The following is a 13,886-nucleotide window of genomic DNA, read 5'->3' as shown; positions in this document are numbered from 1 at the left end:
GCACCTGGCTACTCCGGCTGGCGCGAATCGATCACCAGCGTCACCGGTCCGTCATTGACCAGCGACACCTGCATGTCGGCGCCGAACACCCCCGTCGGCACCGGTTTGCCCAGCGCCGCCGACAACCTGTCGACGAAATCCGCAAACAGCGGTCCGGACACATCGCCGCGCGCCGCCCGGCTCCACGACGGCCGGTTACCCTTCTTCACCGACGCATAGAGCGTGAATTGCGACACCGCAAGAATCTCCCCGCCGATCTCCTGGACACTGCGGTTCATCACCCCGGTTTCATCGGAAAACAGGCGCAGACGCACAAGTTTGCCGGCCATCCAGTCGAGATCGGCGGCACTGTCATCCGCCTCGAAACCGGCCAGCACCAGCAGGCCGGGGCCGATTTTTCCGGTAATTTCACGGTCGACCGCAACATCGGCCGCTTTTACCCGCTGCACGACAACACGCATCGCTCGCCTCAGGCCGGCTCGATCGCCGCACGCAACTGCGCCGCGTACTGTTCCAGCAACTCGCGCGTCGGGTCCTTGCGCGGCCACGACAGGCCGATACCGTCATCACCCCAGCGCGGCACCACGTGCATGTGGAAATGGAATACCGTCTGGTCACCCTCCTTGCCATTGCATTGCAACAGCGTCAGCCCCGGCGGGTTGAAAGCCTTCTTCACCGCATGTGCCACCCGGTGCGCCGTACGCATCGCCGCCGCCGCCTCGTCCGGCGTCAGGTCGAGCAGATTGTCGGCGTGGCGCTTGATGGCGATCAGCGTATGCCCCGGGTTCAACTGACCGAGATCCATGAAGGCAATCGTCTCCTCATCCTCGAACACCTTCGAGGCGGGAATCTCGCCGGCGACCAGCTTGCAGAAAATGCACTGTCCCGGCGGGGACGTATCAACGAACATGGGCATGGCAATCTCCTGACCGAAAAGCCGCATTGTATGCGAGCTACTGGCGGTGGCAGCTGATTCGGACTACCTTCGCGGCTTACTGGAAAACTCATCGCCAACACATGAAGACGCTCATCCTGCACACCGGCGGCACCATCGGCATGGCCGCCGCAGCCGACGGCTACCGGCCCATGCCCGGTTTCCCGGAACGCCTGCGCCAGCAACTGGAAACCCGTGCCAGCACCAGCCAGCCCAACTACGATATCGTCGAACTGCCACCCATCGACAGCGCCGACCTGCGCCCCGGCCACTGGCCGGTGATCGCCAGCACGCTGCTCGAGCACTGGCACGACTACACCGGCTTCGTCATCCTGCACGGCACCGACACCATGGCCTGGAGCGCCTCGGCGCTGTCCTTCATGCTCCGCGGCACGGACAAGCCGGTGATCTTTACCGGCGCCCAGATCCCGCTCATCGAAACCGACAGCGACGCCCTCGACAACGTCGAAGGCGCCCTGCACTTCGCTGCCAACGAGCCCGTCCGCGAAGTCGGCCTCTACTTCGGCCAGCGCCTGCTGCGCGGCAACCGCAGCCGCAAACTCGCCACCACCCGCTTCGACGCCTTCGACTCGCCCAACTACCCCCCGCTTGCAGAAACCGGCAACACCATCACGCTGCACCGCGAACGCATCGTCAGCCCCGGCGAAAAACAATTCGTCATCCCCGAATTCAACGATCAGGCCGTCGCCATCCTCACCCTCCATCCCGGCATTTCCGGCGCCACCGTCGACGCGCTGACCGCCAACCCGCGCGTCCGCGGCTTGATCCTGCAAACCTACGGCGTCGGCAACGCCCCGCAAGGCGACCGCGAACTGATCGCCGCCCTCGAACGCGCCACCGCCCGCGGCATCACCCTGCTCAACACCACCCAGTGCCTGATCGGCGGCGTCAGCCAGGAAACCTACGCCACCGGCGCTGCTCTCGCCCGTATCGGCGTCATCTCCGCCGGCGACATCACGCTGGAAGCCGCCTTCGCCAAACTGCATTTCCTGCTCGCAAGCGCAAACGACACCGACAGCGTGCGCGAGGGGCTACAGCAGAGCTGGTGCGGAGAAAAGAGCTGAGGGTTTCACGTTGAAGAAGCAATTGCACAGGATAGCCATTCAACTATCTATTCACGATTCAATTCATAACCATGCCCACCTGCGCCGATGCCGTTCGCATGCAGCTTGCCAGCGGGACCAGGACTGCGCGCCAGCACATTGAACTGACAGGCTTCAGCCAGCCCACACTGTCCTGAACCATGGCTGGGTTGGGGAACGAAATCGCCCGTCTGGGCACCACCCGCTAACGACTTACAAACCTATCGATTGTTGCTCGGCGAATACCTCGTCAGGCTGGTTTTTTCAGCGTCCCAAGAAACCAGTGGCCCAGTATTGCGACGATCAGCAGCACCAGCGCACCCAGGCCCCAGATGGCCCAGATCAACGGACTGAGCCAGCTGATCGCGGAAGCAAGGAAAGGCGTACTTTGCGAAACAATCTCGATAAAATCGCCGAACCCGGCCTGGAAAATCTGCGCCCAGGCAGGATCAACCCAAACAGCCAACCAGGCGGGCAAAGGAATGGCTTCGGCGACTGCGCCAAGCTCCTGACCGGTCGGCAGCGTGTTGCCGAAAGTCAGGACCGTCCAATCGACAAAATGCACAGCAATCAACGCCGTGCCCGTCCAAAGAAGCATAGCCAGGGCAAACAGGGACCATAGGATCATTCTCATATTGGGTTTTCCTTTTCTAGACGACGGGGAAATGGATCAATTTTTTTGCCGCTCAGGATAGAGGGAAAGCAGCGCATATCCTTTCGGAAAAACCAGATACATGGCCCCTGAAATCAAGAAGGCCGCTCTTTCGAGCGGCCTTCTTGATCTGAGCAGTTAACAGGAATCAGGACATCATCAGCGGAAAAAAACCCCTTTATATGTCGATCCTTGCATTCAGTGCATTCGTCTCGATGAACGCCCGTCTCGGTTCAACCAGCTCACCCATCAGCGTCGTGAAGATCTCATCGGCGGCAATCGCATCGTCGATCTGTACGCGCAGCAGGCGGCGGACTTTCGGGTCCATGGTGGTTTCCCACAGCTGTTCCGGGTTCATTTCGCCGAGGCCTTTGTAGCGCTGCTTGGCGATGCCGCGTTCGACTTCGTTGAGCAGCCACTTCATGGCTTCGCCGAAGTTGGCGGAGACTTGCTTCTTTTCGCCGCGGGCCATGACGCCGCCGTTGCCGAACAGGTCGGCGAGGGTTTCGGCGGTGCGCTTGAGTTGCATGAAGTCGCCGGAGAGCAGCAGGTCTTCGTCGATCAGGCCGACCTTGAGGTTGCCATGGTGCATACGCTCGACGCGCAGGATCCAGCGTTCCTGGATGTCGTCGAACTTGGGCACCATGCGCGTGCTGGCGGGGATGTGGGCGGCGATAAGTTCGGCGCTGGCGCGGGTTTTTTCCTCGCTGGACAGGTCGACCGCAATATTGTGGCGGACGATGGCCTGCAGGACTTCCGGATTGACCAGGTGGGCCAGGCGTTCGATGATCGCTTCGGTGGCCAGCCACGAGCGGGCCAGGCCTTCCAGCGCCGGGCCGGTGATCGGTGCGCCGGCGGTCGGCGTCAGCACGGCTTCGTCGAGCGCCATGTTGAGCAGGAACTGGTGGTATTCCTGGTCGTCCTTGAGGTAGCGCTCGGTCTTGCCGTGCTTGACCTTGTACAGCGGCGGCTGGGCGATGTAGACGTAGCCGCGGTCGATCAGTTCGGGCATCTGGCGGTAGAGCAGCGTCAGCAGCAGCGTACGGATGTGGGCGCCGTCGACGTCCGCGTCAGTCATGATGATGATGCGGTGGTAGCGCAGCTTTTCGACGTTGAAGTCGTCCTTGCCGATGCCGGTGCCAAGCGCGGTGATCAGCGTGACGATCTGCTCGGACGAGATCAGCTTGTCGAAACGGGCCTTTTCGACGTTGAGCACCTTGCCGCGCAGCGGCAGGATCGCCTGGAACTTGCGGTCGCGGCCCTGCTTGGCGGAGCCGCCTGCGGAGTCACCCTCGACGATGTAGATTTCGCACAACGCCGGGTCTTTTTCCTGGCAATCGGCGAGTTTGCCGGGCAGGCCAACACCGTCGAGCACGCCCTTGCGCCGCGTCATTTCGCGGGCACGGCGGGCAGCTTCGCGGGCGCGTGAGGCTTCGACGATCTTGCCGCAGATCATTTTGGCGTCGACCGGGCGTTCCAGCAGGAAATCGGCGAGTTTCTGGGCGACGACTTCTTCAACGGCGCCACGGGCTTCGCTGGAAACCAGCTTCATCTTGGTCTGCGATGCGAACTTCGGGTCCGGCATCTTCACCGACAGCACGCAGGCCAGGCCTTCGCGCATGTCGTCACCGGCGATATCGACCTTGGCCTTCTTGGCGATTTCGTTTTCGTCAATGTACTTGTTGATGACGCGGGTCATCGCGGCACGCAGGCCGGTCAGGTGAGTGCCACCGTCGGACTGCGGAATGTTGTTGGTGAAGCAGAGCACCTGTTCCTGGTAGGAATCGTTCCACTGCATGGCGACTTCGACGCCGATGGTGATGCCGGTATCGGCAGCGCCCTGCCCGACCTTGGCTTCGCCGGCCGAGTAGAAGATGTTCGGATGCAGGACCGACTTGGTGCGGTTGATGTATTCGACAAAGCTCTGCACGCCGCCGGCGAAGGCGAACAGCTCTTCCTTGCCCGAACGCTGGTCGATCAGCTTGATGCTGACGCCGTTGTTGAGGAAGGACAGCTCGCGCAGGCGCTTGGCGAGGATTTCGTAGTGGAATTCGACGTGGCCGAAGATTTCGTCGTCGGCGAGGAAATGCACTTCGGTGCCGCGCTTTTCGGTGTCGCCAAGGACTTTCAGCGGCGAGACTTCAAAACCGTCGCGGACCTCGATGCTGCGGTCGACCGGCACGCCACGGCAAAATTCCATGAAGTGCTTCTTGCCATCGCGGCGGATGGTCAGGCGCAGGAACTTCGACAGCGCATTGACGCAGGAGACGCCAACGCCGTGCAGACCGCCGGAGACCTTGTACGAGTTCTGGTTGAACTTGCCGCCGGCGTGCAGTTCGGTCAGCGCGATTTCGGCGGCGGAACGCTTCGGCTCGTGCTTGTCGTCCATCTTGACGCCGGTCGGGATGCCGCGGCCGTTGTCGATGACGGAGATCGAGTTGTCGGTGTGAATGGTGACGATGATGTCGTTGCAATGCCCGGCCAGCGCTTCGTCGATCGAGTTGTCGACGACTTCGAAGACCAGGTGATGCAGGCCGGTACCATCGGAGGTGTCGCCGATGTACATGCCCGGGCGCTTGCGCACGGCCTCCAGGCCTTCGAGGATCTGGATGCTGGCTTCACCGTATGCCGGTGCGACAGTGCCTTGCGGGACGTTCTCTTCACTCATTGTTCTTGGTTCCACGTGAAACGGGCCCATCCGTGCGGACGGGCCTTTTACTGCTTTTCAGAAACAGCCGGAGAAATGCGGGCTGATCAAATGCGCATCGGCATGACGACGTACTTGAAGCGGTCGTTGCCCGGTACGGTGATCAGTGCACTTGAATTGGCGTCGTTGAAGCTCCACTGGATTTCGTCGGAGTGCACGTTGTTGAGCACGTCGAGCAGATAACCCACGTTGAAGCCGACATCGATGGCGTCACCCGTGTACTGTACCTCGATTTCTTCCTGGGCTTCTTCCTGTTCGGCATTGGCGGCGATCAGGCGCAGGCTGTTTTCGCCGAGAACGACGCGGACACCGCGGAATTTCTCGTTGGTCAGAATGGCAGCGCGCTGCATGGCCTGCATCAGCATCTGGCGGCCGACGGTCATGTGATTCTTCAGCGTCGGCGGAATGACACGTTCGTAATCCGGGAACTTGCCGTCGATCAGCTTCGACACCAGCACGATCGAACCAAAGGCGAAACGCACCTGGTTGGAGGCCAGCGTGATGTTCAGCGGCTCGTCGTTATCGACCAGCAGGCGGTTCAGTTCGAGCACGGTCTTGCGCGGCAGGATCATTTCCTGGCGCGGCAGTTCGGTTTCGATGGCGACGCTGGCATAGGCCAGGCGATGGCCGTCGGTGGCGACGGCACGCAGTTCCTTGCCATCGACCAGCAGCAGCAGGCCGTTCAGGTAGTAGCGCACGTCCTGTGCGGCCATGCCGTACTGGGTCTTGGCGATCAGCTGGCGGAAGTCACGCTGGGTGATCGAGAACTGCTTGGTGTCGCCTTCGCTCAGCGTCATCCGCGGAAAGTCGTCGGCCGGCAGGGTCTGCAGATTGAACCGGCTCTTGCCGCCCTTGACCTGCAGGCGCTTGTCTTCAAGGCTCAGCGTGATTTCGGTGCTGTCCGGCAGCGAGCGCAGGATTTCCTGCAGCTTGCGCGCACCAACGGTGACGGCACCGTCACCTTCACCGCCGGCACCGGTGGTGCTGGTGGTGATCTGGATTTCGATATCGGTGGCCAGCAAGGTCAGCTGGTCGCCCTTCTTTTCCAGCAGGACGTTGGACAGGATGGGCAGTGTATGGCGACGCTCAACGATTCCCGACACAGACTGCAACGGGGCCAGAAGCGTGTCTCTTTGGCTTTTAATAAGAACCATAAATTAAATTCCTTAATAGACTATATCGGGAACAGTTCTGTGGATAACAAAATATTTAGTTTTTATTTCAACAACTTGAAGCAGATTTTCACATCCCTGAAAGTCTCTGAACTGGCTGTGGATGAAAACTGGGTAATTTTCCCACAAAGCGGAAAAGCACGGCATACCCACAATTGACCAACAACTTATACACAGACTTGTCTACAGCCGTTACCCCTTCAATACCTGCAGCAACACATGCAGATCATGGTTCAGTTCGCTGTCCTTGGCCCGCAGTGCATCGATGGTCTTGACCGCATGAATCACCGTCGTGTGATCGCGCCCGCCGAAAGCATCGCCGATTTCCGGGAAGCTGTGCGAAGTGACTTCGCGGCACAGCCACATCGCCACCTGGCGCGGCCGGGCAATTGCTCGCGTGCGCTTCTTCGAGAAGAACTCGGCGACCTTAATCTTGTAATAGTCGGCGACGGTCTTCTGGATATTGTCGATACCGACATTGCGCACCGAACCGATGATGTCCTTGAGCGCTTCCTTGGCCAGGTCCAGCGCAATGATGCGACCGTGGAACGATGAATAGGCCAGCACCTTCTTCAATGCGCCTTCGAGTTCGCGAACGTTGGAGCGCAGGTGCTTGGCAATGAAGAAGGCGACTTCGTCGTCGAGGCGGATGCCTTCGGCTTCGGCTTTCTTCTGCAGGATGGCGACGCGCATTTCCAGCTCGGGCGGTTCGATCTGCACCGTCAGCCCCCAGTCGAAGCGGGTCACCAGTCGGTCGTCGAGACCGTTGATGTCCTTCGGATAGGTGTCGCAGGTGATGATGATCTGCTTGCGCGCTTCGATCAGTGCGTTGAACAGGAAGAAGAACTCTTCCTGCGAGCGGTTCTTGCCGTTAAAGAACTGGACATCGTCGAGCAGCAGCACATCGAGTGAACGATAGGTGCGCTTGAAGGTGTCGAAGGATTTCTGCTGATAGGCGCGGACGACGTCGGAGTAATAATCCTCGGCATGAACGTAGCGGATGATCTTGTCCGGGTTGTCCTTGACGATGTGATTGCCGATGGCGTGGATCAGGTGGGTCTTGCCGAGGCCGGCGCCGCCGTAGATGAACAGCGGGTTGTAGGCGCCGCCGGGATTGCTGCCGACTTGCAGTGCGGCGGCCCGGGCCAGGTCGTTGGCCTTGCCGACGACGAGGTTGTCGAAGGTGAAGTTCGAGAACAGGCGGGACTTTTCGTACACCGATGCCGTTTTTGCCCGCGGTTTTTCCGCGGCCGGCGCCGGCCGGCTTTCCACTCGCGGCGCCTCGACTTCGGCACGGCCGGTGTCGCTGCGTGCTGCAGCCGGCTTGCCGCTGCCGATGACCAGCGCAATGCTGACTGGTGCGGCAAAGAAGGTATTGCCGTAATCCTCGATCCGCGACAGGTAGCGGTCACGAACCCATTTCAGGATGAAACCGTTCGGGGCAATCAGGCGAAGTCCGTCTTCAAGCGCCGTTGTTTCGCCTTCCAGGCGCAATGGCTTGATCCAGGTATTGAACTGTTGCGCGGGCAGTTCCTGTTCGAAGCGCTGCAAACAGGATTCCCAAAAACCAGTCATTGAAGAAACAGCTCCATTCCGCACAGTCGATAGCATTGCTGGCGGATTTATTAGTTCTATGATTTGAAAACGAAATTCCAATGAAATCGGCGGCTTGATGGCCGCCGACCAAGGCGCAATTCTACCCCTCCGCGAACAGGTTATCCACAGCTTCAACAAATAATTCAGCTTGACATGACCCGGTCAAACAGGGTGTAATCACGCGTTTTTCTCCGCTCACTCAAGGAATTACGACATGAAACGCACGTATCAACCGTCGGTCGTGCGCCGCAAGCGCACCCATGGCTTCCTGGTCCGTTCGCGCACCAAGGGTGGCCGTGCAGTTCTCGCTGCTCGCCGCGCCAAGGGTCGCAAGCGTCTGGCCGTTTAAACCGGACGCCCGGCGAGGTGGATTCAAACTTCGCCAGACGCTATCGCCTGACCAAAACGGATGAGTTTTCATCCGTTTTTGGTTTCCGGAAGGCTATTCGCGGTACCTGGCTGATGTTGCACTATCTTCCAAGACCCGAAGGCAGTACCGATGCCAGGCTTGGTCTGGTCATCGGCAAGAAATTGCTCAAGCGCTCGGTCGACCGCAATCGGGTCAAGCGTATCGTGCGCGAGCAATTCAGACTGAGGCGCGGAACATTGCCGGTTTGCGATCTGATCGTCAGACTGGCGGTAAAGCCGCGTCCGCTCGATGGCAAGGCAATTGCAGCAGACTTTACCGGCCTGCTCGATCGCCTGTCACGGCCCCGTCCGAAAAGGGATGCAGAATGAAGCATGTGCTGATCGCACTGGTCCGCTTCTATCAATATGCAATCAGTCCCATGCTCGGAAGGCGTTGCCGTTATTTTCCGACCTGTTCGGAGTATACGGTCGATGCAATACAGAAATTCGGCGCCGTAAAAGGTGGCTGGTTGGGTGTGAAACGCATCTGCCGCTGTCACCCCTGGCATCCGGGCGGGTATGATCCCGTTCCCTGAACACCATTAACTACGTAGGCAGCTCATGGATACTCGACGCCTGATACTGGTCATGATCTTCGCTTTCTCCAGCTTCATGCTGTGGGAAAACTGGCAGCAGTACAAGCACCCGAAACCGGTTGCCGAAGTGGCGGCAAACGCCGCGCCGGCCGCCGCCAACGGGGCAGCACCCACGCCTTCCGTCAGCCTGCAGGCGGGTGGTACTCCGGTCGCCAGCGAACCGGCGGCACCGGCTTCCACTGCCGAAACCTTCAGCATCGATACCGATCTGATGAAGGTGACGATTTCCACCCAGGGTGGCGATCTGGTCGGCCTGGAATTGCTCAATTACAAGGAAAACGACGCCAAGGACAAGAATTTCGTCCTGTTCGACACCAAGCATCAGTATTCCGCCCAGAGCGGACTGATCGGTGAAGGCCTGCCGTCGCATCGTTCCATGTTCCGTCGCATCGACGGCCCGACCCAGCTGGCTGCCGGCAGCGACGAACTGAAGGTTCGCCTCGAAGCCGACGGTCCGGAAGGCGTGCGCATCGCCAAGGTGCTGACCTTCAAGCGCGGCTCCTACGCCATCGATGTCGCCTGGGAAATCATCAACGGTTCCGGCAAGCCGCTGGCACCGCACGCATATTTCCAGATCCAGCGCGATGACGGTGAACCGGCTGGCGGCAACATGATGATGCATACCTTCACTGGTCCGGCGGTCTATACGGATGCGGAGAAGTATCAGAAATCCAGCTTTGGTGATGTCGCCGACAAGAGCGCCAAGTTCACCAAGACTGCCGATAACGGCTGGCTGGCCATGGTTCAGCATTACTTCGTCTCGGCCTGGGTGCCGCAAGCGGGCGTGCAGCGCGAGTACTACATGCGCAAGCTCGACGGCAGCAACCTGTACCAGATGGGCGTGATCGTTCCGGTCGCCGAAATCGGGCCGGGTACCAGTGCCAATACTTCCGTGACGCTGTTTGCCGGTCCGCAGGAACAGGCTGCACTGAAGCAGATTGCTCCGGGTCTCGACCTGGTCGTCGACTACGGCTGGCTGACGGTGATCGCTGCGCCGATCTTCTGGGCGCTGCAGTTCATCCACGACATCGTCGGCAACTGGGGCTGGGCCATCGTTGTCCTGACCATCCTGATCAAGCTTGCCTTCTTCCCGCTGTCGGCCGCGTCGTACAAGTCGATGGCCAAGATGCGGATGGTTACCCCGCGTCTGGTGCAGTTGAAGGAACGCTATTCCGACGACAAGCAGCGCCTTAACCAGGAAATGATGAAGCTGTACCAGACCGAGAAGATCAATCCGCTCGGCGGCTGTCTGCCGATCCTGATCCAGATTCCGGTCTTCATCGCGCTGTACTGGGTGCTGCTTGGCGCCGTCGAAATGCGTGACGCACCGTGGATCGGCTGGATTACCGACCTGGCGTCGCCGGACCCCTGGTACATCCTGCCGGTGATCATGATCATCTCGATGGTCATCCAGATGAAGCTGAACCCGACGCCGCCGGATCCGATCCAGGCCAAGGTGATGATGGCCATGCCTTTTGTCTTCGGCATCATGTTCCTGTGGTTCCCGGCCGGTCTGGTGCTGTACTGGGTGGTCAACAACGTGCTCTCGATCGCCCAGCAATGGCAGATCACGCGCATGATGGAAGCCGGTGGCAAGGCTGCCAATGACGCCAAGGCTTAAGGTGTGGCAGTTGTAGCAACTTCGGACACCATCGCCGCCATCGCCACGGCCCCAGGTCGTGGCGGGGTCGGCGTGATCCGGGTATCGGGCAGCAATTTGCTGCCCTTTGCTTTTGCCTTGACGGGAAAGAATCCCCAGCCGCGTTACGCGACGCTGGCTGATTTCAAGGCGGCCGACGGTACTGCGGTCGACAGCGGTTTGTTGCTGTTTTTCCCCGGCCCGAATTCCTTCACCGGCGAAGACGTGCTCGAACTGCAAGGCCACGGTGGGCCGGTCGTCATGCAGATGCTGCTTGCCCGCTGCCTCGACCTTGGCGCCCGGCTGGCCGAACCCGGGGAGTTTTCCCGCCGGGCGTTCCTCAACGGCAAGATGGACCTGGCCCAGGCCGAGGCCGTCGCCGACCTGATCGACGCCGCCACGACCAGCGCCGCACGTTCGGCAGTCCGTTCGCTGCAGGGTGAGTTCTCGCGCGCCATTGGCGAGCTGAACGAGGAACTGATCAATCTGCGCATGCTGGTTGAAGCAACACTCGATTTTCCCGAAGAAGACATCGATTTCCTGCAGGCCGCCAATGCCTTCGGCCGCCTCGAACGCCTGCAACTGAAACTGGCCGAGATCTTCGACCGGGCCGGCCAGGGCAAGCTGCTGCAAAGCGGCCTGCACGTCGTTCTCGCCGGCCAGCCGAACGTCGGCAAGTCCTCGCTGCTCAACCGCCTGACTGGCGACGATCTGGCCATCGTCACGCCGATTGCCGGCACTACCCGCGATGCCTTGCGCTCGACCATCCAGATCGAGGGTATTCCGCTGCACATCATCGACACCGCCGGCCTGCGCGATACCGAGGATGTCGTCGAGAAGATCGGCATAGCACGCAGCTGGCAGGAAATCGAACGCGCTGACGTGGTCGTGCTGCTGGTCGATGCAAATGTGGGCGTTTCTGCGGTCGACCGCGAGATTCTGGCAAAAATGCCCGAGCGCCTGCAGCGCATCACCGTCTACAACAAGATCGATCTCGCCGGCCGCGAGCCTGAACGCCACGATGAAAGCGATGGTGTGGCGATCTCGCTGTCCGCCAAGGCCAATCGCGGGATTGAGCTGTTGCGCCAGGAATTGCTGCGCATCGCCGGCTGGCATCAGGCCGAAGATGTCTTCATCGCCCGCGAACGCCATCTGCGTGCGCTGGCCGCCGCTCAGGAACACGTCGCCGCCGCCCGCAGCGTCGTCGAAGGCATCATGCCGGCACTCGAACTGTTCGCTGAAGAACTGCGTCTGGCCCAGCAATCACTCGGTCAGATCACCGGCGAATTCACCGCCGACGACCTCCTCGGCGTCATCTTCAGCCGCTTCTGCATCGGCAAGTAAAACCCTGTGAGCAAGGCTGTGGACAAGTTGTTCGCAGTTTGTGGATCAATCATCCATTTCCCGATACCGGCAAAACTGTCCCCATTGCATCAACAGTCATCGCAGGTACTTGCCAAGCTGCGTTTACCGATTTCAATTGATTGATTTTATTGTTGTTTAAAGAGTTATCCACAGAACTGTCGTGCAGGTAGTTAACATAGTCTCTTTATTTAAGGTTTTAAATAAAAGACAAAGCACAACAAAAATCAGCGGCCGCCGCCGAGAACCCGTTCAATACGTCGGCCTATAGCTTCGCTACCAGACTGATCGCCAGCTTTCTGCAATCTTTCCTTTTCCAGGCTCAACCAGGCCAGCAAGGCCCGACGCCAGCCCTGCCCGGCGGCGGTTTCAATGGCCAGCGCGATGTTTTCCGGCGGCAATCGCCCGGCTTCCAGCAATGCCGCGGCGGCAACCAGAAGCGTGAGCGGGTCCTTGATGGACTTCAGGTTTTGCGGGTTTTGCCAGGCCTGACGCTGCATTTCCGGCAGAAATTGGCTGTCGACCGCAACAAGCTGGCCGGCAAGATAGGCGGCGTAAACGTTTTCTGCCTGACCGGCATCACGGGCAAGCGGTAAAAAGGCCGGACATTGACCACCTTGCAGGCCAGCCAGACGCACGGCGCAGGCGTGTAGCTCGACGCGGGCCTGCTGGCTGGCATCCCCGGTACGGGAAACCGCTTCGCGGGCGACAGCGAGCTGCACTGTGGCCAGCTTGTCGCGCCCTTCCAGCCACAGGCGGGCGTGGCTGTTGATGGCGGTGTCGGCAGTCAGCAACCAGTCGGGCGGCGGCGGGTTGTTGGCGCAGGCGGCCAGCAAAAGGACAGCCAGGAATGAGGCAGCGCGTTTCATGGCAGTTTCAGTTCGCGTTCACGGGCGAACGGCCATTTGCGGTTGAGGTCGTCGACCAGCCCGGAAACCTTGCGCAGGTTGAGGTCGATTTCGGCACGCAAGGCATCGAGATCCTCGGTCGCTTCGCGGGTATTGCCGGTGATGGCCTTGACGTCGACCAGCGCGGCATCGAGTTTCTGCAGGCTGGCGCGGGCTTCGCCGAGCATCAGCCGGGTCTGTTCCAGTGAAGCGATGACACGGGCGACATCCTTTTCATTGCCGAGCAGCGCCCCGAGCGCACCATGCTTGCCGTTGAGTGCGGCAGTGAATTGCTGGACATTGTCGAGGCTGGCACTGAGCGGCGATTGTTCGCTGCTCAGGCGTTCCAGGTTGCCGATCAGCTTGTGCATGGTGGCGACCAGTTCCGGCACGCCGGCCGCGGCATCACCGATCAGCACGTCGCGCCGGGCGTTGTCTTCCAGCGGTGGATCTTCAAGCACGCCACTGAAGGCACGCAACTTGGCACCGCCGACGACGCCGCGTTCGAGCGTGAAGATCGACGAGGTTTTCAGCCAGCGCGCATCGTGCAATGGCACATCGACGTGGATATGCGCCTTGCCGTCGTCGCCGAGTTCGATGCGGACGACGCGGCCGATAGGAAAACCGGAGAAGGTCAGGTCGGCGCCGACAAAGACGCCTTCAGAGTTTTCGGCGATCAGCACCAGGCGCTGGCTTTCGTCGAAAACGCCACGTGCCGTCATGACATAGACGACAAAGGCGGCGATCAGCAGCAGCGTCAGCAACAGCAGACCGGCGGCCTTGGCTTCGGCATGGGGAATGACGGGAACGGGCGGCTGTTCGGACATGAA

14 protein-coding genes are annotated in these 13,886 nt (G+C 60.2%); 6 read left to right on the top strand and 8 right to left on the bottom strand.

Annotated elements, in window-relative coordinates; all coding sequences use genetic code 11:
* Positions 1-8: 8 nt before the first annotated feature.
* Together dtd and BJN45_RS00345 are read right to left on the bottom strand one after the other, a co-directional pair.
* A complete protein-coding gene (dtd, locus tag BJN45_RS00350; protein ID WP_076090974.1) occupies positions 9-461 on the bottom strand; it encodes a D-aminoacyl-tRNA deacylase in 453 nt (150 codons plus the stop codon).
* Between the two features lie 8 nt (positions 462-469).
* Positions 470-916 carry an HIT family protein gene (locus tag BJN45_RS00345; RefSeq protein WP_076092429.1) on the bottom strand — a complete coding sequence of 149 codons (447 nt, stop codon included), beginning with the start codon at positions 914-916 and terminating at the stop codon, positions 470-472.
* A 101-nt stretch (positions 917-1,017) separates the two neighbouring features.
* Between BJN45_RS00345 and BJN45_RS00340 the strand changes: the two genes are divergently transcribed.
* On the top strand, positions 1,018-2,019 hold the full coding sequence (locus BJN45_RS00340) for a type I asparaginase (RefSeq protein ID WP_076090972.1): 1,002 nt from the start codon (positions 1,018-1,020) through the stop codon (positions 2,017-2,019).
* Between the two features lie 268 nt (positions 2,020-2,287).
* Here the strand turns inward: BJN45_RS00340 and BJN45_RS00335 are convergent, their stop codons facing one another.
* The 4 genes from BJN45_RS00335 to dnaA all read right to left on the bottom strand — a co-directional run bounded on the left by BJN45_RS00335 (position 2,288) and on the right by dnaA (position 8,143).
* Positions 2,288-2,671 carry a hypothetical protein gene (locus BJN45_RS00335; protein WP_076090970.1) on the bottom strand — a complete coding sequence of 128 codons (384 nt, stop codon included), beginning with the start codon at positions 2,669-2,671 and terminating at the stop codon, positions 2,288-2,290.
* Between the two features lie 196 nt (positions 2,672-2,867).
* On the bottom strand, positions 2,868-5,357 hold the full coding sequence (gyrB, locus tag BJN45_RS00330; RefSeq protein WP_076090968.1) for a DNA topoisomerase (ATP-hydrolyzing) subunit B: 2,490 nt from the start codon (positions 5,355-5,357) through the stop codon (positions 2,868-2,870).
* 86 nt (positions 5,358-5,443) lie between these two features.
* Positions 5,444-6,550 (bottom strand): DNA polymerase III subunit beta, encoded by a 1,107-nt coding sequence (gene dnaN / locus BJN45_RS00325; protein WP_076090966.1) that lies wholly within the window; start codon positions 6,548-6,550, stop codon positions 5,444-5,446.
* A gap of 210 nt (positions 6,551-6,760) precedes the next feature.
* Complete coding sequence (gene dnaA, locus BJN45_RS00320; RefSeq protein WP_076090964.1) at positions 6,761-8,143, bottom strand: chromosomal replication initiator protein DnaA; 1,383 nt, start codon at positions 8,141-8,143, stop codon at positions 6,761-6,763.
* 235 nt (positions 8,144-8,378) lie between these two features.
* Here dnaA and rpmH point away from each other — a divergent pair, with 235 nt between their 5' ends.
* From rpmH to mnmE, 5 genes are read left to right on the top strand one after another with little or no spacing between them, the layout of a single operon-like run.
* Complete coding sequence (rpmH, locus tag BJN45_RS00315) at positions 8,379-8,513, top strand: 50S ribosomal protein L34 (protein ID WP_027457001.1); 135 nt, start codon at positions 8,379-8,381, stop codon at positions 8,511-8,513.
* 17 nt (positions 8,514-8,530) lie between these two features.
* The gene (gene rnpA / locus BJN45_RS00310) at positions 8,531-8,902 is read left to right on the top strand and encodes a ribonuclease P protein component (RefSeq protein ID WP_076090962.1); all 372 of its coding nucleotides are present in this window, start codon (positions 8,531-8,533) and stop codon (positions 8,900-8,902) included.
* Positions 8,899-9,108 (top strand): membrane protein insertion efficiency factor YidD, encoded by a 210-nt coding sequence (gene yidD, locus BJN45_RS00305; protein ID WP_076090960.1) that lies wholly within the window; start codon positions 8,899-8,901, stop codon positions 9,106-9,108. The genes rnpA and yidD overlap by 4 nt, the downstream gene beginning before the upstream one ends.
* A 25-nt stretch (positions 9,109-9,133) precedes the next feature.
* Entirely contained in the window at positions 9,134-10,789 is a 1,656-nt protein-coding gene (yidC, locus tag BJN45_RS00300; protein WP_076090958.1) for a membrane protein insertase YidC, read from the top strand.
* A gap of 3 nt (positions 10,790-10,792) precedes the next feature.
* On the top strand, positions 10,793-12,151 hold the full coding sequence (gene mnmE, locus BJN45_RS00295; RefSeq protein ID WP_076090956.1) for a tRNA uridine-5-carboxymethylaminomethyl(34) synthesis GTPase MnmE: 1,359 nt from the start codon (positions 10,793-10,795) through the stop codon (positions 12,149-12,151).
* Positions 12,152-12,396: 245 nt separating this feature from the next.
* On the opposite strand, the gene BJN45_RS00290 is transcribed toward mnmE, so the two are convergent.
* Positions 12,397-13,038 carry a hypothetical protein gene (locus BJN45_RS00290; RefSeq protein ID WP_076090954.1) on the bottom strand — a complete coding sequence of 214 codons (642 nt, stop codon included), beginning with the start codon at positions 13,036-13,038 and terminating at the stop codon, positions 12,397-12,399.
* Positions 13,035-13,883: an MlaD family protein gene (locus BJN45_RS00285; RefSeq protein ID WP_076090952.1), complete on the bottom strand. Its 849-nt coding sequence runs from the start codon at positions 13,881-13,883 to the stop codon at positions 13,035-13,037. The genes BJN45_RS00290 and BJN45_RS00285 overlap by 4 nt, the downstream gene beginning before the upstream one ends.
* Between the last annotated feature and the right edge of the window lie 3 nt (positions 13,884-13,886).

Source organism: Azonexus hydrophilus, from assembly GCF_001956855.1.
GTDB classification, from domain to species: Bacteria; Pseudomonadota; Gammaproteobacteria; order Burkholderiales; family Rhodocyclaceae; genus Azonexus; species Azonexus hydrophilus_A.
The sequence above is the reverse complement of the archived record's forward strand: the minus strand, read 5'-3'. Positions and strand labels throughout refer to the sequence as shown.